General features: G+C 70.6%; 20 protein-coding genes. 6 read left to right on the forward strand and 14 right to left on the reverse strand.

The window, feature by feature from the left end; translation table 11 throughout:
- Positions 1-40 precede the first annotated feature (40 nt).
- Together ABZS64_RS12180 and ABZS64_RS12185 are read right to left on the reverse strand one after the other, a co-directional pair.
- A complete protein-coding gene (locus tag ABZS64_RS12180) occupies positions 41-931 on the reverse strand; it encodes a glutathione S-transferase C-terminal domain-containing protein (RefSeq protein ID WP_355826938.1) in 891 nt (296 codons plus the stop codon).
- Between the two features lie 402 nt (positions 932-1333).
- The gene (locus tag ABZS64_RS12185; RefSeq protein WP_355826941.1) at positions 1334-2299 is read right to left on the reverse strand and encodes a pirin family protein; all 966 of its coding nucleotides are present in this window, start codon (positions 2297-2299) and stop codon (positions 1334-1336) included.
- A 130-nt stretch (positions 2300-2429) separates the two neighbouring features.
- On the opposite strand from ABZS64_RS12185, the gene ABZS64_RS12190 reads away from it, so the two are divergent.
- The gene (locus tag ABZS64_RS12190; RefSeq protein WP_355826944.1) at positions 2430-2780 is read left to right on the forward strand and encodes a tetratricopeptide repeat protein; all 351 of its coding nucleotides are present in this window, start codon (positions 2430-2432) and stop codon (positions 2778-2780) included.
- 10 nt (positions 2781-2790) lie between these two features.
- On the opposite strand, the gene ABZS64_RS12195 is transcribed toward ABZS64_RS12190, so the two are convergent.
- Genes ABZS64_RS12195 through ABZS64_RS12215 form a run of 5 tightly spaced genes read right to left on the reverse strand, consistent with a single transcriptional unit; the run spans position 2791 to position 9709 of the window.
- The gene (locus tag ABZS64_RS12195; RefSeq protein WP_355826947.1) at positions 2791-3714 is read right to left on the reverse strand and encodes an AEC family transporter; all 924 of its coding nucleotides are present in this window, start codon (positions 3712-3714) and stop codon (positions 2791-2793) included.
- 53 nt (positions 3715-3767) lie between these two features.
- The gene (locus ABZS64_RS12200) at positions 3768-4973 is read right to left on the reverse strand and encodes a type III PLP-dependent enzyme (RefSeq protein WP_355826950.1); all 1206 of its coding nucleotides are present in this window, start codon (positions 4971-4973) and stop codon (positions 3768-3770) included.
- Positions 4970-6742 (reverse strand): IucA/IucC family protein, encoded by a 1773-nt coding sequence (locus tag ABZS64_RS12205; protein ID WP_355826953.1) that lies wholly within the window; start codon positions 6740-6742, stop codon positions 4970-4972. Before ABZS64_RS12205 ends, ABZS64_RS12200 begins: the two co-directional genes overlap by 4 nt.
- Positions 6743-6746: 4 nt before the next feature.
- Positions 6747-8519 carry an IucA/IucC family protein gene (locus ABZS64_RS12210; RefSeq protein ID WP_355826956.1) on the reverse strand — a complete coding sequence of 591 codons (1773 nt, stop codon included), beginning with the start codon at positions 8517-8519 and terminating at the stop codon, positions 6747-6749.
- Complete coding sequence (locus ABZS64_RS12215; protein WP_355826959.1) at positions 8516-9709, reverse strand: ATP-grasp domain-containing protein; 1194 nt, start codon at positions 9707-9709, stop codon at positions 8516-8518. Before ABZS64_RS12215 ends, ABZS64_RS12210 begins: the two co-directional genes overlap by 4 nt.
- 196 nt (positions 9710-9905) lie before the next feature.
- Here ABZS64_RS12215 and ABZS64_RS12220 point away from each other — a divergent pair, with 196 nt between their 5' ends.
- Positions 9906-10793 (forward strand): (2Fe-2S)-binding protein, encoded by an 888-nt coding sequence (locus ABZS64_RS12220; protein ID WP_355826962.1) that lies wholly within the window; start codon positions 9906-9908, stop codon positions 10791-10793.
- Here the strand turns inward: ABZS64_RS12220 and ABZS64_RS12225 are convergent.
- The 3 genes from ABZS64_RS12225 to ABZS64_RS12235 form a co-directional block, all read right to left on the reverse strand.
- The gene (locus tag ABZS64_RS12225) at positions 10777-11127 is read right to left on the reverse strand and encodes a VOC family protein (RefSeq protein WP_355826965.1); all 351 of its coding nucleotides are present in this window, start codon (positions 11125-11127) and stop codon (positions 10777-10779) included. The two genes, ABZS64_RS12220 and ABZS64_RS12225, sit on opposite strands and share 17 nt — an antisense overlap.
- An 83-nt stretch (positions 11128-11210) precedes the next feature.
- Positions 11211-12365 carry a glycoside hydrolase family 64 protein gene (locus ABZS64_RS12230; RefSeq protein WP_355827098.1) on the reverse strand — a complete coding sequence of 385 codons (1155 nt, stop codon included), beginning with the start codon at positions 12363-12365 and terminating at the stop codon, positions 11211-11213.
- Positions 12366-12558: 193 nt separating this feature from the next.
- On the reverse strand, positions 12559-13581 hold the full coding sequence (locus tag ABZS64_RS12235; protein WP_355826968.1) for a WYL domain-containing protein: 1023 nt from the start codon (positions 13579-13581) through the stop codon (positions 12559-12561).
- Between the two features lie 108 nt (positions 13582-13689).
- Here ABZS64_RS12235 and ABZS64_RS12240 point away from each other — a divergent pair, with 108 nt between their 5' ends.
- Positions 13690-14529 (forward strand): NAD(P)H-binding protein, encoded by an 840-nt coding sequence (locus tag ABZS64_RS12240; RefSeq protein ID WP_355826971.1) that lies wholly within the window; start codon positions 13690-13692, stop codon positions 14527-14529.
- 132 nt (positions 14530-14661) lie between these two features.
- Positions 14662-15378 carry a flavodoxin family protein gene (locus ABZS64_RS12245; RefSeq protein ID WP_355826973.1) on the forward strand — a complete coding sequence of 239 codons (717 nt, stop codon included), beginning with the start codon at positions 14662-14664 and terminating at the stop codon, positions 15376-15378.
- A 17-nt stretch (positions 15379-15395) separates the two neighbouring features.
- Here ABZS64_RS12245 and ABZS64_RS12250 read toward each other — a convergent pair whose 3' ends face one another.
- Positions 15396-16826 (reverse strand): NAD(P)/FAD-dependent oxidoreductase, encoded by a 1431-nt coding sequence (locus ABZS64_RS12250; protein ID WP_355826976.1) that lies wholly within the window; start codon positions 16824-16826, stop codon positions 15396-15398.
- A 120-nt stretch (positions 16827-16946) separates the two neighbouring features.
- Between ABZS64_RS12250 and trxA the strand changes: the two genes are divergently transcribed.
- Complete coding sequence (gene trxA, locus ABZS64_RS12255; protein WP_355826979.1) at positions 16947-17348, forward strand: thioredoxin; 402 nt, start codon at positions 16947-16949, stop codon at positions 17346-17348.
- A 60-nt stretch (positions 17349-17408) separates the two neighbouring features.
- On the opposite strand, the gene ABZS64_RS12260 is transcribed toward trxA, so the two are convergent.
- The 3 genes from ABZS64_RS12260 to ABZS64_RS12270 form a co-directional block, all read right to left on the reverse strand.
- Entirely contained in the window at positions 17409-18593 is a 1185-nt protein-coding gene (locus ABZS64_RS12260) for a thiolase family protein (RefSeq protein ID WP_355826982.1), read from the reverse strand.
- A 126-nt stretch (positions 18594-18719) separates the two neighbouring features.
- On the reverse strand, positions 18720-18989 hold the full coding sequence (locus ABZS64_RS12265) for a hypothetical protein (protein ID WP_355826985.1): 270 nt from the start codon (positions 18987-18989) through the stop codon (positions 18720-18722).
- 88 nt (positions 18990-19077) lie between these two features.
- Positions 19078-20100 carry a LacI family DNA-binding transcriptional regulator gene (locus tag ABZS64_RS12270; protein ID WP_355826988.1) on the reverse strand — a complete coding sequence of 341 codons (1023 nt, stop codon included), beginning with the start codon at positions 20098-20100 and terminating at the stop codon, positions 19078-19080.
- A 147-nt stretch (positions 20101-20247) separates the two neighbouring features.
- Here ABZS64_RS12270 and ABZS64_RS12275 point away from each other — a divergent pair, with 147 nt between their 5' ends.
- Entirely contained in the window at positions 20248-20946 is a 699-nt protein-coding gene (locus ABZS64_RS12275; protein WP_355826991.1) for an alpha/beta hydrolase family protein, read from the forward strand.
- Positions 20947-20964: the final 18 nt, after the last annotated feature.

The following is a 20964-nucleotide window of genomic DNA, read 5'->3' on the forward strand; positions in this document are numbered from 1 at the left end:
CTCGCCCGACGGGTTGTTCGGGCGAGCGGGTCCAACGTGCTCAGCCGAGCTGGGCCGTCGCCCTGCCCGGTGCGTGTGCCGCCCAGTCCAGGATCTGCACCGCCGCCCCGGCGGCCTCCAGCCCCCGGCAGTGCGCGTGGTGCCTGCGGGCGATGCCGTCGAGGTCGAGGCGGGAGCCGAAGGCGGGGTGGGCGGCCAGTCGCCGTGCGTAGGACCACAGGTGCGGATGGTCGGCGATGCGGCGCACCGCGGCGGCGTCCAGGTGCCAGCGGTGCACGGTGTCGAGCTGCACCAGGGTCACCCACAACTGCACATCGGCAGCGGTTAGTTCGTCGCCCAGGATGTAGTCCTGGGGGGTGAGCCGCCGCTCCAATGAATCCAGTACGCGGAGCAGGGAGCCGAGGGCGGTGTCACGCGCCGTGCGGTCCGCGCCGGCCTGCCCGGCGCGCTGTGCGGCTTCGTTGATGCCCTGCTCACACAGACGTCCGACGGCCGCAATCTCCGCTTCCGCACCGTGCGGGTACAGCGCGGGACAGTCGGGGCCGCCGCCGAAACGTCGGGCCAGGTCGCGCAGGATGTCGGGGGTGTGTGTGCTGACGATCCGTCCCGTCCAGTCGTCGCTGAGCACCGGTGCCGCGGCCGCTCCGGCGTACCGGTGCGAACTGGCCTCGTACAGCGGGCGCAGCGTGAAGTGTCCACCTCCGGGTCCATCGGGGACCGCCGGCAGCAGCGTCACCGGGAGGATGTCGTCGAGGCCGAGCAAGCTGTGTGTCACGGCGATCCGCAGACAGTGCGGGCAGGACAGTGAGAGGTGAAGGCGGTAGCGGCGCGGGGCGGCGTAGTAGCCGCTGCGCGTGTCACAGCCGATCCTGCCCCGGAACGGCGGCAGGGGCAGTGAGGACGGCACAGCTGTCAGGGGTGTGGCGGACATGAGTCTCCCCGGGTTCCGGTTCTGGTTCGCGGACGCACGGCGGGCGTCGGGTGATGGGCGCGCGACATCGGCGCGTACGCCTACGCGGCGGCGTATATGCGGTGCCGACGGATCAGCGCAGAGGACTCGCCGCGCTGCAGACACGAAGCAGATCGATGTGGCGGCGGGAGGTCAGAAGGAGAGTCAGCCGACGCATGCGGACGGCACGGTCGGTGGCCGACTCCAGACGCCCCATGATTTCCCACCCATTCGCCAGGGATCCTGGTACGGAGTGTCGAGCGGCCCTGGGGCAGCGTCAAGAGGGCCTTCTTGTATCGCGCCCGGTGTCTCACATGACGGACGAAGGGCTTACGCCGCGCGGTTCCGGCTCGCATCCCGCCGTCCGCAGCGAAGAGCCCCGGGTCAGCGCACCCTTCCTCGCGGTTTCAGCGCCACCGGCGGGAGTTCGGGAGCGGACAGCCGGTCCCCGTCGTAGCCCTTCACCTCGCCGAAGCGGGAGCCGGTCATCCAGTCCGAGCGAGCCCGCTCGATCTCCTCGTGCGAACGGCCCACGAAGTTCCACCACATGACGATCTCCTCCTCGAACGGCTCGCCGCCGAGGAGCATCAGACCGGCGTCGGACTCGGCACGCAGCGGGAGTTCGGTGCGGCCGCAGCCCAGATAGAGCATCGAGCCGGGCAGTACGGGCACTCCGTCGACGTGGGTCTCGCCCGACATGGCGAGTACGGCGTACTCGAAGTCGGGGTCCAGTGGCAGGTTCAGGTCGGCGCCCCGGGTGAGCGCCAGGTCGGCGCCGACGAGCGGGGTGTAGGTGGTGCCGGGCGAGGCGGCGCCGGCGAGTTCGCCGAGGATGACCGTGGCGGTCAGGCCGGGCGCGGTGACCGTCGGCAGGCCGGTGTGGTGCTGGAAGTGCGGTTCGACGTTCCGGTGCTCGTCGGGGAGCGCGACCCAGAGCTGGGCTCCGTGCAGGAAACGCGCGTGCGGCTTGGGGCTCTCCTCGGAGTGGCTGATGGCGCGGCCGGAGGTCATCAGGCCGAGCTCGCGCGGCCGGACGGTGGCGAGGCTGCCGGTGCTGTCGCGGTGCAGCACCTCGCCTTCGTGGAGCCAGCTGACGGTCTGCAGGCCCATGTGCGGGTGGGGCGGGACCTGCATGCCGGGCTCGTCGGCGATGTCGTCGGGCCCGTAGTGATCGACGAAGGCCCAGGCGCCGACCATCCGGCGGCCGAGGTTGGGCAGGAGTCGGCGGACTTCGGTGGACTCGCCGAGCTGGACCCGGCGGGGGCTGAGAAGTTCACGGACGGGCTCGGCGACGACGAAGCCACGACCGCCGCAGACGGAGAGGGCGGCCTGACGATCGAGATTGCTCATGGCGCTCAACCTATTCCTGTACGGGCGTGAGCCGTCAGTCCCCACGCCCAAATGATAGTGGAATATTCAACCATCTCTCTGTGTTGTGCCCCATGCAAGCAGCAGACCGAGACTCCGAGGAGGAGAGCACGTGAACGAGACGTACTACGAGTACGGCACCCCCGCGGAGCGGTGGGACCGGGCCAAGTTGTTCTTCGACGCCAAGGAGTACGTCACGGCGGCCCGCATCCTCGGTGGTCTCGTCGCCGAGGCGCCGGAGCAGATCGCGCCACGTCTGCTGCTCGCCCGCGCGTACTACCACTCGGCGCGGCTGCGCCTGGCCGAGGCCGAGCTGCGCGCCGTCCTGGAACTCAGCCCGGTGGAGCACTACGCGCGGCTGATGCTCGGGCGCACGTTGGAGCGCCAGGGACGGCCCGAGGAGGCCGGGCCGCATCTGAGGATGGCAGCGGCGATGTCCTCAGACCCTGCGCCGTCCGTCTGACCCCCGCGGATCAGGCCAGCAGCCAGGCGATGAGCGACAGCGAGCCCATCGACAGCAGCGTGGACAGCAGGACGGTGTCCCTGGCCAGATCCGTGTTCAGCCGGTACTCGGAGGCGAAGATGAACGCGTTCTGCGCCGTCGGAAGACCGGCGCAGAGCACCACGGCGAACAGCTCGTGCCCGCCGAGGCCGAAGCCCCAGCGCGCGAGCGCATAGGCGAGCAGCGGCTGGACGGCGATCTTGAGGGCCACCAGCACGCGCCTTTCCGTGCGGCCCGTGGCATCGGGACGCTTCGCCCGCGCGTTCAGCGACATACCGAGCGCGAACAGCGCGGCGGGCACGGCCGCGCCGCCGAGCATCTGGACCGGAGCGGTGAGCTCGGCGGGCAGCCGCCAGCCCACCATGGCGACCGTCACCCCGGCGGCGGACGCCGCGATGATGGGGTTACGCAGCGGAAGCTTCAGGATCCGGCCCCAGCGGTCGCGCGCTCCGCGCCGTACATCGAGATCTATGAGCACCAGGATCAGCGGCGTGATGAACAGCGTCTGGAACAGCGCGGCCGCGATCACGAACGACGCGTCGTCGAGGACGTGGACGGCGATGGGAATGCCCAGATTGGCGGAGTTGACGTAGGCCCCCGCCATGGCGCCTATGGCCCGGTCGGCCTGGCGGCGGCGGAAGACCCACCGGCCGAGCAGCATGCCCACCGCGAACACGATCACGAGGCTGGCCGCGAACACCGCAACGCCCGGACTGGCCAGCCGGGAGACGCGTGACCTGGACAGCGTCAGGAACAGCAGCGCGGGCATGGCGAACGCGAAGGCGAAGCGCCCCAGCACGGTCTGCGCCTGACCGCCGAGGACATTGAACCGGCCCGCCGCCCAACCGACAGCGGTGATCGCCCAGATGGGGAGGAAGCCGGAGAGCACGGTCACCCGGTCAGCATGCACGACCGCGATCACCGCGCCGCGGCCGCCCCCGGCGGCGCTCAGGCGCCCAGGAAGTGGAAGCCCGGCCGTGGGTGCATCAGAAAGTCGTGGTGGGAGATGTTCCAGGCGTAGGCCCCGGCCAGCGCGAACACCACACGGTCGCCCGCCCGCAGACCCGCCGCCGGGACCCGCCGGGCGAGGACGTCCTTGGGTGTGCAGAGCTGACCGGCCAGAGTCACCCGCTCCTGCTGGGCCGAGGCCCGCGGCCACGGGTGCGGCCAGTCGTCGACCGGAAGCACCACACAGGGCTGGTCATGGCCCTTCGTCGCCGGAGTGCGCAGATGGTGTGTGCCGCCCCGGACGACCGCGAACTCCTCGCCGTGGCTCGGCTTCACATCGAGCACCTCGGTGGCGTACCAGCCGCAGTAGGCGGTCAGCGCGCGGCCCGGCTCGATGCGCAGCGTCAGACCGGGGTGGGCCGCGGTGAGGCGGGCGAGGCCCGCGCCGTAGGTGGCCCAGTCGAATCGGGCATCGGGCTCGGTGTAGTCGACGGTCATTCCACCGCCGACGTTCACCTCGCGCAGGTCGCTGCCGTGGCGGGCGGCGAGGTCCGCGGCCCAGGTCACGATCGACTCGGCCGCGGCGAGTTGCTGAGGGGCTCGGAGCCCGCTGGCCAGATGCGCGTGGACGCCGAGGAGGTCGAGGTGGGGGAAGGTGCCGTCGGTGAGGAGACGGACCGCGGCGTCCGCCTGGGACGGGTCGAGGCCGAACGGCGTCGGACGGCCGCCCATGGACAGGCCGCCCGCCTCCAGCGATCCGTCGGCCAGGGGCAGGTTGAAGCGCAGCAGTACGCCCACGGGCGCGGCGAACGTCCGGAGGGAGGCAAGCTCCGCCAGCATCCTGAGCTCATACACGCTCTCGACATGGAAGCGCTCCACGCCCAGGTCCAGCGCCGCGGTGATCTCGGCGGGTGTCTTGCCCGGGCCGCCGAAGGCAAGCGGACGCTCCGGAACAACCTTGGCCACCTCGGCGAGTTCACCTCCCGAGGAGACCTCATAGCCGTCCACGTACGGGGCGAGCGCGGCCAGGATCTCCGGCTCCGGGTTGGCCTTGGCGGCGTAGTACAGCTCGACACGCTCGGGCAGCACCGAGCGGACGGATGCCGCGTGCTCGCGCAGCGCGCCGAGGTCGTAGAGATAGGCAGGAAGGCTTCGGGCCGGAAGCGACAGGGCAAGATCGCGCACCGGTTCGGTGAGGGGGGTCATCGGGCGCTCCAGACTTCGTCGGTACGGGTCGCTCCGGACAGCGCGTCCTCGGCGAACTCATGTACGGCAAAAGGGGAATTCAGGCGGACGTAGCCCGCCTCGCGGTCGGCCGTGCGCTCCCAGCGGGTGAGCAGATTGGCCTTGGCGGGCAGCGGCGCCCCCGCCAGCAGGGCGCCGAGACGGGGTGGGCAGCCGTGCTCGTCCGCGTACTCCTGGAGCGCCCGGCGGACCAGGGACCACAGCGCGGGCTCGGTCTGCGGGTGCAGGTCGGCGAGCGCGGCGAGCAGTTCGGACAGATGGTTCACCACGAGGCAGTAGACGACTCGGTCCCAGCCGCGCTCGGCGTCGTACGTCAGCGGGCCCGCGACGTCGGGCGGGAGCGCGGCGAGGGTGTCCACGTGGTGCTCGGGGACGAGTTTGGTGCCTTCCAGATCCCGGAACAGGACCTGGGCGGGTCTGCCGTCGGCGTCGACGCAGACGACGACGTTCTGAAGGTGCGGTTCGAGGACGAGTCCGTGGTCGAAGTAGGCGGCGAGGACGGGTGGGAGGAGCAGCGCCAGGTAGTCCCGCCACCATCTCAGGGCGCTCGCTGGGTCCGAGTCCGCCAGGAGCCGGGAAATATGGGCGGGGCCCGTGGGGTACTCGTCGGCGACGGCGGCTGCCAGCAGAGGGGTGGTGCCGGGCAGGATAAGGCCGTCGAGTCCTTCGCGGACGATCACGCCGAAGCCTTCGAGGAGTTCGAGATCGGGCCGGCCGTCCGGGCCGGGGAGTGCGAGGCTGCGATAGGCGGGTTCGCGGAGCATGCCGCTGCCGGGGAAGCGGGTGGCCAGGTCGGCGAGGGCGGGTTCGAGCAGGCGGGTGAGGGCGACCGCGCCCGCGAGTTCGTAACTGGCGTTTTTGCGCAGGCAGTTGGTGATGCGGACATTGAGGCTGAACTTCAGGAAGCTGTTGCCGTCGTAGAGGGTGCGTACGGACGCGGTGGCGGTGAACAGGGTGCTGCCGCGGCCGAGGTCGAGGATGTCACCCCGGGCCAGGGCCGCCCGCAACGACGGGTGTTCATGGAGCAGTTCGTACTGCCAGGGGTGTGCGGGCAGCAGCCGGTAGCCCTCGGGCACCGCCGCCAGCCGGTCCAGCGGATCGGTCGCGCCCGGCTCGGCCGACTCCTCGACGATCAGCTGCTCCCGTACGGCGAGCAGCCGGAGCGGGAAGGAGGCCGCGGCCTCTGGGGCGTAGGCGGACCAGAGGGCGGGGGCGCCGCTGCGGGCCTTGGGGGTGGGGTGGAAGCGGTGGCCGAGCCCGAGAGACTGCTCGGAAGCCAGGTACATGGCGAGCGGGCTCCGGTCCGGGGTGGGGGGCGGCGCGGCCAGGGCGGCGCTGACGCCCTGATGGCTTGCGTCGACCTGGGCCAGGAATTCGTCATTGCGTGCGCCGGTACGGAGCGTCAGCTCGGCGTGGGTGTATTCGGCGAGGCGGCGCCAGCCGAGCTCGGACCAGCCGCTGCCGGTCTGTTCGGTGACCGGGCCCGTGAAGCGGTGCGCCCCGATGAGGGACGTACGCCGAACGGCCACCCTCAGCAGCACACCGCGTCGTGGCAGACGCAGCAGCAGATGGCCGTCGATGACGGCGGTCTCGTGCTCGGGCCCTGAGACCTCGCGGAGCAGACAGTTGAGGAGGGTGTGGGCCACGGCCTCGTCGGCGGTGGGCAGCACGGTCCGGGCGGCGGACCTCACCGGCTCCGTCGGGCGGCAGACGGGTTGTGTGCCGGGCATGCGCTCACACCTCCGGAGACAGATAGTTGGGACCGGTGGTGTAGTGCTTGTTGATGTCGGAAGCCCCCGAACGCTCCTTGGTGAGCAGGGTGCCCGCGGTCACCATCGCCTTGACCGGCAGGCGCGGCGCGTCCAGGACGTGTTCGCGCATTACGGCGCCGGGCTGCCCGGGCCGGGTCCCGAGCCGCTCCACCGCTTCGGACAGCCGGTCGCGTACGAGACCCAGCAGCCGGTCGAGCGGGGCGCGGCCGTGGCGGGCGAGACCGAAGGCGTAGGCCCCCGCGCAGAGATGGACCGTGATGGTGGTGAACAGATCGACGACCGGCTTGTCGCTGTCACAGAAGATCCGCGCGTCGTCGTACTCGGACGGGTCGGGCGCGTCCGCGCCGAGGGCAGCGCGCATCCGGACCGTATTGATGCGTGGTCCGTCGTTGTCCTTGAGCAGCAGCCTGATCCGGGTGCGGCGGGCGTGCGTGTCCAGCACCAGCGAGATGTTCTGCTGGTGGGACTCCAGGGCGATTCCGTACCCGAAGAGCGTCGTCTGCCAGTCGAAGAGCAGGGTGAGCATGGCGTCGAGGAGAGCGAGTGGGTCGCCGCCGTGGAAGCGGTCGGCGAGGTGGTCGATCAGCAGCCGCCCGCCCGGTGCTTCGCTCAGCAGGGCCGCCAGCGGCACGACGACGGCGTCGTCCAGACCGGCCGGGTAGCGCCGCAGCAGTACGGCGAGTAGTTCATGACCGGCGTGGGCGAAGCAGGTCTCGTCGGCGTGCAGGACGCTGGCCCCGAAGCGCGGCTCGCGGGCGATCACCGTGTGCAGCAGGCGCTGGACCGCCGCGCCGTCGACGAGTGTGCCGGGCTTGATGGTGCGCCGGTTGCGCAGGCCCAACGTGGCAGTGGCAAGGGGTAGTTTGAGATGGAGATCGGGGTACGCGGCGAGGGCCACGGTCCGCATCGACAGGGTCGGTACGACCTCCAGGTGGGGACGGTCGGCCGGCACCGCCCTGCCCTCCAGTCCGGTGGCGCGCAGCGCGTCCCGCAGCGGTTCGCCCACGGTCAGCGGGTGCACGGGGATGGCGAAGTGGCTCTCGTCGAGCTCCGGCAGGCCGAGCGTCGACGGGGTGGGCCAGGCGTCGGCCGGGCCCGCGGACCCATTCATGCCCCGGGTGGTGACCGCTTCCTTGGGAACGGCGAGCCAGCGCAGAGCGAATCGGGGGTGGAACTCCGGTGCGTACGAACCGAGTTGGGCCGTGGTGAGTCCCAGGCGGCCACGCGCGGTCGGGTAGACGGGATGGTCGAGCCGGGCGGCGAGTGTGTCGTGGGCCGGTCCGCCCGCACAGCCGGTCCAGTCCGCGGGGTCGGCGCCGTACCGGGCGCCGAGCATCGCCGTGACCTCGTCGTGCGTGACGGCATGCAGCCGGAGGGTGTCGAGCGTCTGGCGGCATTCGTCGGCGAGGGCGTCGAAACCGCCGCGGTCCTCGGGGTCCGCGAGCGCGCCGAGCGCGGCCAGGATGTCGTCGGCGGTTCTCAGTTCTCTGCCGTCGGACGCCCGGCGCAGCAGGGGCAGACGGGCGCCGGTCTCGTACTGGAATCCGTCATCGCGTATGGGCAGCTCCAGCGCGTCCCCGTCCGCCGTCTCCAGACGCAACCATGCCCCGTCGGGGCGCTGCTGCGCGGTGGAGCGGGTGCGCAGACCGGCGACGTCCTCGCGCAGCAGCGCACTGAGCAGGCGGCGAACGAGGTCTGTCTCGGCCGGGCAAGCGACTGTGGTCGTCACCGTCACGGAGTGATCTCCCAGCGGTGAGCGGCGAGGAAGTCGGTGACGGCCCGGTCCACGCTCCGCTGGTCGGCGCCGATGGCCCGGACGACGCCCAGGAGGTCCCGGTTGGTGCGGTGCAGCTCATGCCGCTCACCGGTCTGACGCAGAGGCCGGTATGTCAACTCGACGTCATCCATGGTGAGTTCGGTCGCGACAGGAGCGGAAGTCAGCGTTCCGAAGCGGTCGGCGCACGGGTAGTCGAGCCGGGCCGCGCCACCGGGCCGCGCCCCCAGGTCCGTCGGCAGCGGCTCGCCCAGATGCGTATTGAGGATGTGCTCGAAGAGCGGAATGTCCAGTAGGCGGGCGAGGAGCAGATCGCACTGGTCCCCGATGGCGCGGTAGTTGACCTCAATGATGCGCGCGCGTCCTTCATGGACGACGAACTCGGTGTGGCAGGCGCCGAATCCGACCCCGAGCGCGTCAAGCTGCGCCAGGATCTGCGCGACGACGAGCTCCGGATGGGCCGGAACGTACGTCAGGCGCTCCTCGATGAAGTACGGAGGTGGGGACAGCTCGGTGCGGAAGCCGCCCAGAACATGAAGGACACGGCCGTCGCCGAGCGTCTCCAGGGTGTACAGCTCGCCGGGCAGGAACTCCTCGACGACCAGAGCGGCCCCCGGCCTGCGCGCCCGTATCTCCTTGCACCGCAACGCAAGATCCTCGGGCCCGTCGACGAGGACGACGTCCTCGCTGGCCACTCCCTCGCGCGGTTTGACGATGCAGGGATACGGCATTTCAAGCGTGGCGAGCGCGGTTACGGGGTCCTGTCCGGCGGCGAGTTCCACCGAGCGGACCGTGTCCATGCCGGTGACAGCGAGGTGGCGGCGCATCTCCGCCTTGTCCTTGGTTCGCAGCGCGGCCTGCCAGCTCTTGGCGGGGAGGCCGAAGTAGTCGGCGGCAAGGGCGGTCTGGGTCTGCAGATGGTCGCTGTTGGTGAATACGGCGTCCGGCGGGCGGTGGGTCGATATGCGGGTGATGACGGCCCGGAAGTCGCGCACGTCGCATTCGAGGAGCTCGATGTCCGGGTGAGCGGCGCGGTGTGCCTCGGGCTGGTCGGTGAGCAGGGTGATGTCGAGGCCGAGCCGCCTGGCGGCTGGAAGGAATCCCTCGGTGACCGAGTCGGTCGGGTTGAGGGCAAGCAGGTACAGCTGCATGAAGGGATCACTTCCGCGCGCAAAGTCGGACCGTCCGGGAGACGTGACCCAAATTCTTCCGGGACACGAGCGAAGAGCCTAAGTTAGGTATACCTAACTCTGTCAATTCGCCGCCACACGGCCCCGGTTGACAGGAGAGCACCTCATTGCGGTTAAGGTGAGCCTTGCCTTACCTCCCCTGAGTTGAGGAGTACCCGTGACCCTGGCCCCGGCGTTTGCACCGGCCGGACCCGCCGTGAGCTGCTCTGCCCTGCTCGCCACGACCTATGAAGGGCTCACCGGGCTCTGCGAGTCCTTGAGCGTGGAGGTCATGAAACCCGGCACGACGGCCGCCCAAGGGTGGGCCGACGGCGCCGAACTGGCGGAGCGTCCGGAATTCCTCGACGCGTTCGTCGACGCCGAGGCCCGGCGAATCCAGGAACGTCACGCTCACACGGCCCGGCGCGATGTCGCCGCCTCGCGTGCGCTGCACGCCTATCTCTGGTCCGTCTGCCTTTTGATGAGCGGGCCCTGGTATCTGGAGCGGCGCGTGCCGCGGATCCGCCCGGGCGACGTCCGGCTCAGCCTCACAACCGGAGCATTCGGCATCGTCCCGGGCGGCTTCGCGTGTCTGTCCGACGATCCGGCGGCCGGTCTCCCCGGCGCCCGGGTCCTGCCTCACGAGGAGGCTCTGCGGGCCGAGTTGCGAGCCGCGGTGGTTGACCATGTACGGCCTTTGCTCGCCGCGATCGGCCCGCAGATGCGGCGCGGGCCGCGGGCGCTGTGGGGCATGGTCGGCGACGACCTGGTCTCCGGCATCTGGTACCTCGGCCGCATGCTGGACCTGGAGGAGCACGCCGTACGGGCGGCCGGCGAGCTGCTTCCGGGACCTCTGCCGCCGTTCCCCGGCGGCGCCGACTTCCGCCGGCTGACCGGCCGGGAGGGTCAGCCGCACCTCACCCGGACCCGGCTCGGCTGCTGCCTCTACTACTCGATCCGCCCCACCGAGGCCTGCAGCACCTGCCCACGGACCTGTGACAGCGAGCGGCTGCGTCGGCTTGAGGCGGACGCACCCGCTTGGACCGCGGTCAGTGCGGGTGGCTGACGACGTTGACGACCCGGCCGTTGGGATCGCGTACGAAGAACCGGCGCACGCCCCACTCCTCGTCCCGCAGCGAGTGCACGATCTCCGCGCCCCGCTCCAGCATCGCCGCGTACACCGCGTCGACGTCGTCCACCTCGATGCTCATGTCGGCCGTGACAGGCGCGGTCGCGTCGTGAGTGGCGAAGGTCAGCTGGGCGGTGGGGTTGGCGGGGGATGCGAGCGTCATGACCCAGCCGTGGTTCATGACCTCCTCAAGACCGATGAGGCCGTAGAACTCCCGGCTCTCCTCCATGGACTTGGTCCGGATGTCGGGCACGACCCGGCGTACGGCCATCGGTGCTTCCTCTCTGCGAACGGACCGTCCACAGTACGTCTCCGGCGGCACGGAGGGCCCGCGAACGGTCCGTTCTGGCCGCGCTAGCTGAACGGGTCCAGCGTGATGTACGCCTGCTGTGGATTGCCGTCGTGCACCAGTGACTCATGGGCACCGACGTCGTCGAAAGCGAACGCGTAGGCCTTGCCGTCCACCATCTGCGCGTGGATCTTCCGGGCGTAGTGGTTGGTCACCACGTCCTGGTAGAAGCCCGCGGAGCCCGTGTCGGGCTGGTTGGGGTTGGTGAGGAGGGTGGAGCGGTTGAATCCCGCGCACAGGGTGCGCGAGATCGGGCCGCGCACCAGGTCGTTGGGCGCGTCCAGCCGCTTGTAGCAGCCGAAGATGCTGTCGGAGTCGGGCTTCTGGAACGAGGTGACGACCGCTCCGGAACCGTTGGTGAAGTTCATGACGTTGCCCGAGACCCGGCCGTAGTACTTCGTGTTCGGCTGGTTGGCGAACGGCGTCACCGTCAGCGTCGAGCCCGAGTACTTGCTCCACACCCGGTTGACGTAGTCGTCCATGACACCGGCGGGCAGGGCGCCGGCCTCGATGCCGTGACCGGGTGCGAGTGCGCGCAGGACGGTGCCGTCGGAGCGGGTCTGGATCAGGTTGCCCCATCCTCCCGGCTGCCCACGGAGGGCGTTGTAGAAGCCGTTGTACCCGCCCGGCTTCAGATGACCGGTGTTCTTGGTGGCTCCGCTCGCCGGCCGGACGCCGACGGCGTACGGGGCCGAGAACATGTCGACCTGGGTGCTGTTGATCCACAGACCCGCGTCATTGAGCGTGTACTCGGACCAGTTGAAGAGAATGTTCCGGTTCGGGTCGGTCGGATTCTGGACCGCGGGCTGCACGAGGCCGCCGGTGGTCAGCTTGAAGACGAGCTTCTGGCCGTAGGAGAAGTAGATCCTTCCGGAGAACTTGGGTATCTGGATGGTCCTGGACTGGCCGTTGGCCGGTCCGGGAATGGACGCGTCGGGTGCGGGCGTGGGCGGATTGCCCCCGGCGGGCCAGGCGTGGAAGGTGCCGTTCGCGTCGGCCCAGCCCTGCTGGCCCGTGGTGAGCAGGGTTCCGAGGTTGTAGATGTAGATCTGGTCGCCGCGCCCGGAGTTGTTGGTGAACGTGAGCGGGATGGTCGCGGGGACCGCGGCGTCGGCGGGGGGTGTGGGTCCGGCGGCCGTGAATCCCGCGGCGAGCAGCACCGCGGTGACCAGTAGCGCCAGGACGTTTCGTTTGGCGAGCACGCTCTTCCTCCCAGTCGGGTGGAGCTGTGGGGGTTTGCATTCTGAGAGCGCTCTCAGAGTCGTGTCCCGCAGCGGGAGCGTCAAGCTCCTCGACAAAGCTCACCGGACTCTTTCCGGCCCGGCGGCGTCTCTCAGTCCGCTCCCAGCCCGCTCAGTCCGCGCGATCGGGGGCCTCACGCGGGTCTGCCACGGCAGCCCCGTCCCGTACGCCCGCCGCCCCGGTCCGCGCCGGTGACCCGTAGGTGGCGGCGAGTTCGACCGCCAGTCGCGCAAGCCGCTCGCGGGCAGCAGCCGGTTCGAGGATCTCCACGCGCGAGCCGAGACCGGCCAGTTGCGCGGCCAGGATCTCGGGCGAGGGCCCGTCGACGGTGATCTCCACCCAGCCGCCGCCGAGCGGCCGACCGACCGTCAGCCGCCCGCCGAACAGCCCCTGCAGGACAGACTCCGAGCTTCGCAGGGCCCTCCCGCGCACGGTCGCCGCGAGCATGCGGTCCTCCATCCGCCCGGCGAGGGAACGCCAGGCCGTGGCGAGATCGAAGCCGTCCGGCCGTACGACGGGATCGCCGGTCGCCTCGACTGAAGTGACCCGGCTGAGCCGGTAGGACCGCAGGCCGCGGTCCGTACCCGCGACGAGGTAGTCGACGCCCGCCTTGGACGCGATGCCGAGCGGGTGCACCGTCCGCCCTCCCGGGGGCCTGCCGGGAGCTGCGTAACCGAGCCGGATCTGCGTCCCCTCGACCACCGCGCGCCGCAGGGCGTCGAGTTGGGGCGCCGCGGCCCCGGCGGCGGAACGGGACCAGTCCGTGTCGTCGGTGACACCTGCTCTCGACGCGGCTTCGGCGTCGGAGCGCATCGTCGCCGGAAGCGCCCGGACCAGCTTGCGCAGGGCCGTCTTCAACTCGGGCGTGGCCGACGACGGTCCCGCCACGAGGAACAGCGCCCGGATCTCCCCCGCGGTCAGCCCGGTGAGATCGGTCCTGGCTCCGCCGACCAGCGACCAGCCACCGCCCCGCCCGCGCTGCGAGTAGACCGGAATACCGGCGCTCGCCAGCGCCTCCAGGTCGCGTCGCGCCGTACGTTCGGACACTTCCAGTTCCGCCGCGACTTCGGGCACGGTCACTCGCCCGCGCGCCTGAAGGAACAGCAGCGTCGCCACCAGACGATCAGCCCTCATGCCGAGGATTCTCTCCCGGAAACTGGCCAGAAGATGGCCAGTTTGACGTCCAGGATGGCGTTACGGACCAGCCGATCGGCGGGCCGGATACCGAAATGGGAGCTGATCATGATCGTTGTTACGGGAGCAACCGGGAACGTCGGACGGCCACTTGTGCAGGCGCTCGCCGCGGCCGGAGAGCAGGTCACGGCGGTCTCGCGTCGGCTTCACGACGCCGAAGCGCCGGCCGGCGTACAGCACCGGCAGGCCGATCTGGCCGAGCCGGAGAGTCTCAAGCCCGTGCTCGACGGCGCCGATGCGCTGTTCCTTCTGGTTGCCGGTGGCGGTGAGGACGTCAGCGCGAGCGGCATCCTCGATGCGGCCAGGGCGGGCGGGGTAGGACGAGTCGTCCTGTTGTCCTCCCAGGGCGCCGGAACGCGGCCGGAGTCTCCGTCACACGGGCACCTCCGGGCGTTCGAGGAAGAGGTACGGCACTCGGATCTGGCGTGGACGGTTCTGCGGCCGGGCGGATTCGCGTCCAACGCATTCCTGTGGGCCGAGAGCGTCCGCTCGCGGCGGACTGTCGCCGCGCCGTTCGCCGGCGTCGGGCTGCCGGTCATCGACCCGTCCGACATCGGGGAGGTCGCGGCCGCGGCCCTGCGCGATGCGAGGCATGCCGGTCACACCTATGAGCTCACCGGGCCGTCGCCCCTCACGCCTCGCGAGCGGGCCGAGGCGATCGGAGATGCGCTGGGGACCCCCGTGCGGTTCGTCGAGCAGAGCCGTGACGAGGCGCGTGCACAGCTGCTGCACTTCATGCCCGAGCACGTCGTGGACGGCACCCTCGCCATCCTGGGCGAACCGTCCGCCGCCGAACAGCGGGTGAGCCCTGCCGTCGAGCAGATCCTCGGCCGCCCGGCCCGCACCTTCGCCCAGTGGGCGCTGCGCAATACCGCGGCGTTCAGGTGACCCGCCCGGTGTGACGTTGCCCGTTCGGGCCACCGATGTGGACCGCCGTACCGGGCGGGAGCAGGCTGATGGCGTACTCACGGTCCACGCCCAGCGCCCGCTCAGCTCCCGCCCAGTACGAGGAGACGGCCGATGCCCTCGACGACGTACCGCTACGACGACCTGCGCGCCGTCTTCGTCAACTGCACGCTCAAGCGGTCACCGGAGACCAGCAACACCGAGGGTCTCATCGACAAGAGCCGGGCCGTCATGGAGGCGAGCGGCGTGACGACCGAGGTGATCCGCGCCGTCGACCACGACATCGCGACGGGCGTCTGGCCCGACATGACCGAGCACGGCTGGGAGAGCGACGCCTGGCCGCAGCTGTACGAGCAGGTCATGGCCGCCGACATCCTCGTCCTCTGCGGACCGATCTGGCTCGGCGACAACAGCTCCGTGATGAAACAGGTCATCGAGCGTCTCTATGCCTGTTCCAGCATTCTCAACGACCGTGGCCAGTACGCGTATTACGGCCGCGTCGGCGGCTGCCTGATCACCGGCAACGAGGACGGCGTCAAGCACTGCGCCATGAACGTCCTCTACAGCCTCCAGCACCTCGGCTACACGATCCCGCCGCAGGCCGACGCGGGCTGGATCGGCGAGGCCGGACCCGGTCCCTCCTATCTGGACCCGGGCTCGGGAGGTCCCGAGAACGACTTCACCAACCGCAACACGGCCTTCATGACCTGGAATCTGATGCACCTCGGCGCTCTGCTGAAGCAGGCCGGCGGCATCCCCGCCCACGGCAACCAGCGCTCCGAATGGGACGCGGGCTGCCGCTTCGACTTCCCCAATCCCGACTACCGCTGAGCACACGATGGCGGCACTCAGCCGCGGTACGTCTCCAGCAGCCGCAGCCAGACCTCGCTGATCGTCGGGAACGCGGGCACCGCGTGCCACAGCCGCTCGATCGGCACCTCGCCCGCGACCGCCACCGTCGCCGAGTGCAGCAACTCGCCCACGCCCGGGCCCACAAAGGTGACCCCCAGCAGAATCTCGCGGTCCAGGTCGACGACCATCCGGGCGTGGCCGCGGTAGCCGTCGCCGTACAGGCCCGCGCCCGAGACCGAGGCCAGGTCGTAGTCGACCGCCCGGACCCGGTGTCCCGCCGCCTCGGCCTCCGCGAGCGAGAGACCGACAGCCGTGGCTTCCGGGTCGGTGAACACGACCTGCGGGACGGCCGCATGGTCCGCCGTGGCGGCGTGCGCGCCCCAGCGATCGGTCTCCAGGATCGGGACGTGCTGTGCCCTGGCCGCGATGACGGCACCTGTGATCCGGGCCTGGTACTTGCCCTGGTGGGTGAGGAGCGCGCGGTGGTTCACATCGCCCACCGCGTACAGCCAGTCGCTGCCGTCGACGCGGCAGCTGTCGTCGACGGGCAGCCACGAGCCCGGCGCCAGACCGACGGTCTCGAGGCCGATGCCGTCGGTACGCGGGGAGCGGCCGGTGGCGAAGAGGACCTCGTCGGCCTCGATCCGCTCACCGTTGCCGAGGACGAGCGTGACGGGACCGGTGCCGCCCCTGCGTTCGACGGAGGTGACAGACGTGTGCGTACGGATCGTGGCACCGGCCTCGGTCAACGCCTCGACGACATGCTCGCCGACGAAGGGTTCCATGCGGGGCAGCACTCCCCCGCCGCGCACCAGCAGGATGACGTGCGAGCCCAGCGCCTGCCAGGCGGTGGCCATCTCCACGCCGACCACTCCGCCGCCGACGATCGCGAGCCGGCCGGGCACCCGGTGGGCGCTGGTGGCCTCGCGGCTCGTCCATGCCTTGGCGCCGGCCAGACCCGGGATGTCGGGCAGTACGGCACGGCTGCCGGTCGACACGACCACGGCATGGCGGGCGGTCAGCACATGGTGCTCGCCCTCGGGACCGTCGACGAGGACCTTCTTCGGCCCGTTCAGCCTGCCCTGCCCGCGGTACAGACGGGCGCCGATCGAGTCCAGCCAGCCGACCTGGCCGTCGTCCTTCCAGTGGGAGACGTACTCGTCGCGGTGGGCCAGTACGGCCTCGGCGTCGAGCGGCCCCTGCACCGCGTGGCGCAGACCGGGGACACGACGGGCGTCGGCGCGGGCGAGGGCGGAGCGCAGCAGCGACTTGCTGGGAATGCACGCCCAGTACGAGCATTCACCGCCGATCAGTTCGCTCTCCACGACCGCGGTACTCAGGCCCGCCGCCCTGGTGCGGTCCACCACGTTCTCCCCGACCGGTCCTGCGCCCAGCACCACAACGTCGAACTCCACGGCTTCCGTCATACGGACAGTCTCATCCCGGGTGTGCGTCCTGGCCACATGGGCAGGGGCAGGAATAGCAAGGCCCCGGGCACCGTTGTCGGGGGCGAGTCCCCATCGGACAGCAGGAAGAGGTAGCACGTCATGAGCACTGTTGAGCTCACCAAGGAAAACTTCGATCAGGTCGTCAGCGACAACGACTTCATCCTGATCGATTTCTGGGCTTCCTGGTGCGGTCCTTGCCGTCAGTTCGCCCCGGTGTACGAGGGTGCCGCCGAGCGCCACCCCGACCTGGTGTTCGCGAAGGTCGACACGGAGGCTCAGCAGGAGCTGGCGGCCGCGTTCGAGATCCGTTCCATCCCCACGCTGATGATCGTCCGTGACAATGTCGCGGTGTTCGCCCAGCCGGGCGCGCTGCCCGAGGCCGCCCTGGAGGACGTGATCGGTCAGGCGCGCGCTCTGGACATGGACCAGGTCCGCAAGTCGATCGACGAGGCCCAGGCGAAGAGCGGTGCCGCCGGGGCGGAGACCTCGACGGAGGCCTGACTCCTCTCGAAGGTCCATACGGCCCGAGCTGCGGTCCATACGGCCCGAAGGCTGTCCGGCTCAGCGCTCCAGGACCAGGGCGATGCCCTGGCCGACACCGATACAGAGGGCGGCCACGCCGGTTCCCGAACCAGCGGCCGCCAGCTGGTGGGCGACCGAGCCGGCCAGCCGGGCTCCCGACGCGCCGAGCGGGTGGCCGATGGCGATGGCGCCACCGCGCGGGTTGACCAGGGACGGGTCCAGACCGGGCCATTCGGCGAGGCAGCCGAGCGCCTGGGCGGCGAAGGCCTCGTTCAGTTCGAAGGTGGTCAGATCGGCGAACGACCGGCCCGCCTTCGTCAGCGCCCGCCGGACCGCCTCCACCGGGCCGAGACCGAAGAGCTGCGGCTCGACACCGGTGACGGCGGAGGCCCGGATCCGGGCGAGCGGCTCGCGGCCGGTCGCCCGCAGCCCTTCCTCGTCGACCAGGAGCAGGGCCGCGGCCCCGTCATTGAGCGGTGAGGAGCTGCCCGCCGTGACCGTGCCGTCCTTTCGGAAGGACGGCTTCAGCTTGGCGAGCGCCTCCATGGACGTGGTGTCGCGGATGCATTCGTCGCGCGCCGGCTCCACACCCTCGTACGTGACGACCTCACTGTCGTAGAGGCCCTTGCCCCACGCCTCGGCGGCCTTCTGGTGGCTGGCGAGCGCGAAGGCGTCCTGCTGTTCGCGGGTGATCCCGTGCTTGTCGGCGACGAGTTCGGCGCCCTCGCCGAGCTGGACGGTCCACTCGGCGGGCATCTTCGGGTTGGTCATGCGCCAGCCCAGCGTCGTCGAGTGGAGCTGCTGGTGGCCTGCGGGGAAGGCGCGTTCGGGCTTCTGCAGCACCCAGGGGGCGCGGGACATGGACTCGACGCCGCCCGCGATCGCGATGGACGCGTCGCCGAGGGCGATGGCGCGGGCCGCCTGGATGACGGCCTCCAGACCGGATCCGCACAGGCGGTTGACGGTGACGCCGGGGACGGTGACGGGCAGCCCGGCGAGCAGCACGGCCATGCGCGCGACGTCGCGGTTGTCCTCGCCCGCGCCGTTGGCGTCCCCGAAGACGACATCGTCGACACGGGCCGGGTCGAGCTCTGGAGTGCGGTCCACGAGCGCCTTGACGACATGCGCGGCGAGGTCGTCGGGGCGTACGGAGGAGAGCGCACCGCCGAACTTGCCGATCGGGGTGCGGACGGCGTCGACGATGTAGACGTCGCGGATGCTCATCGGAAACTCTCCCAAGGCTTGACCGAGCGCATGGCGCTTAAGGCTGTTCGCCTGCTGAACTATGGTTCATCTTCCATGGCTGGTCAACGGCCTGCGGAGCGCTGCGTGCAGACGGGAACAGCGGGCTCAGCGCTGTGCCGGGTCGACCACCCTCGCCGACAGCCCGTAGTCCAGCTCCGACCCGTCGACCAGCAGTGCCTCGACCGTACGCGTCACCGGGTCGATGTCCGCCACCAGGCCGTCACCCGAGAATCGCGGATAGCCGGAGGACCCGTACGTGCCGGTGGCCACCACGACGGCCGAGCGGATCGCATTCGCGGCCAGATGGGCCGCATCGCTGCCCTCGACATGCTCGGGCACCAGAAGGATCTCGAAGCGCTGCGGATCTGTGCTCATGCAAGCGACGCTAGACACGCACCGCGCGGCCCGCATGTCGTCGCCCCGCAGCCCCGGACATACCCCTGGTCACCGCCCCGGCGCGCGGTCAGCTGGATTCGCGGAGCACCGCCCGCGCCCCCATCAGATCGTGCCGCTCCGGCTCTGCGCCGGGGTCGCGCACCACACGGTCGACGAGCTCGGCCAGGCGCTGACCGGTCACCATGTCGATCTGGACGGTGCTCAGCCGAGGCCGCAGCAGCCTGCCGAGCAGCAGATCGTCCGCGCCGATCACCGCGGTCTCGGCAGGGACGTCGATGCGCGCGTCCTGGAGGGCCCGCATCAGGAGCATGGCGTACTCGTCGTTGTACGCGTACACGGCGTCGAGACCGAGCCCGCGCCAGCGGGCTGCGAGCGCGGCGGCCGACTCCTCGTCGTACGACAGGGGCAGCGGCTCGATCCGGGCGCCGGCGCCCGCCCCGGCCCGTCGGGCCCCTTCGAGGCGAGGCTCCGAGAAGAGCTCGAGGCCCGGCTCCTGCGGCATCACGACACCGATGGCACGCCGACCGCGCTGGAGCAGATGGGCCACCGCCCGGTCACCGATCTCGCGCTGGTCCATGACGAGCGAGTGTGCGCCCTCGACGCGCTGCGGGCCGAGCATTATGACGGCTTTCGCGCCGGAGCGTTTGAGGACGCCGACGCCGTGCGGGGTGAGCGCGACCTCGCCGAGCGAGACGACCGCGACGGGGCGCAGTTCGGCCCAGGCCCGGGCGGCCCCGTCGCCGTCGAGGCCGAGGCTGCCGTACTGCACGACGGTGTAGTCGAGGCGGCGCAGCGCCCACTGAAGCTCGTTGAAGAAGCGGCTGTAGAGCGGACCCACGGGAACGTGCGCGGTCGGGAGCAGCACCATCCGGGTATGTCCGGCACGCAGGCTGCGGGCGGCCGCGTGGGGCACATAACCGAGCTCTTCGGCGGCCTCGCGGACACGGCGGCGGGTGGGATCGCTGATCCGTACGGCGGAGGTGTTGTTGAGCACGTAGGAGACGGTGGCCCTGGAGACTCCAGCCAGCCGGGCGACGTCGGCGCTGGTCGGAACAGGGCGTTCTGCGGACTGCTTGGGTGTCTGACTCATCGCCCTCGGCATCTTTCCAGACCTGTTCGGCACGAGTCCGCGCGAGGTCCGGGCGGATGGCCGGAAACGAGTGCCGCACAGGGGCGGCACGCGCCACCATGATCGTGTCGGAATGCAGCGGCTACACGACACCGGAAAGGCACCAACGTGCAGCTTCACACCACCACTTGGGGCGAAGGCGACCGCATCGCGCTCCTGATCCACGGCATCATGGCCGACCACCGCACCTGGCGCAGGGCCGGTCCGGCTCTCGCCGAGCGCGGATACCGGGTGATCGCCGTCGACCTGCGCGGCCACGGGGCGAGCGGCCGCGCGGATTCCTATGCCCCCAGGGATTACGCCGACGATCTTGTGGAGACCCTCCCCGCCGGTGCCGAACTGGCCCTGGGGCACTCGCTCGGCGGGCTGACGCTCTCTCTGGCAGTGGAGCAGCTCGCGCCGCGGCACGCGGTCTACGCCGACCCGGCATGGCATCTGCCGGACGGCGAGGACGGCTACCGGCCCGAGGTGTTCACGCAGGCGAAGTCCCTGACGCGGGAGCAGATCGAGACGATGAACCCGCGCTGGGAGGCGGTCGACGTCGGGATCGAGCTGGCGACCCTGAAGCTCTGGGACGAGGCGACGGCGTACGACCTGGTGGACGTCGCCGGGCGGGATCTGCTCCCGGCGAAGCCCGTCGTACCGTCGCTGGTGACGCTCGCCGACCCGAGTTTCCTCGTGAACAAGCAGCGTGCGGCACAGCTCACCGAGCGCGGCTTCGAGGTGCGTACGGTCGCGGGCGCGGGCCACACCATCCACCGTGACGACTTCGACGGCTTCATGACGTCTCTGGAGGGCTGGATCTGACGGGCTCCCGCGTGGGTG

Origin of the sequence: Streptomyces sp. NPDC005408, assembly GCF_040606445.1 — a bacterium.
Classification (GTDB): Bacteria; Actinomycetota; Actinomycetes; order Streptomycetales; family Streptomycetaceae; genus Streptomyces.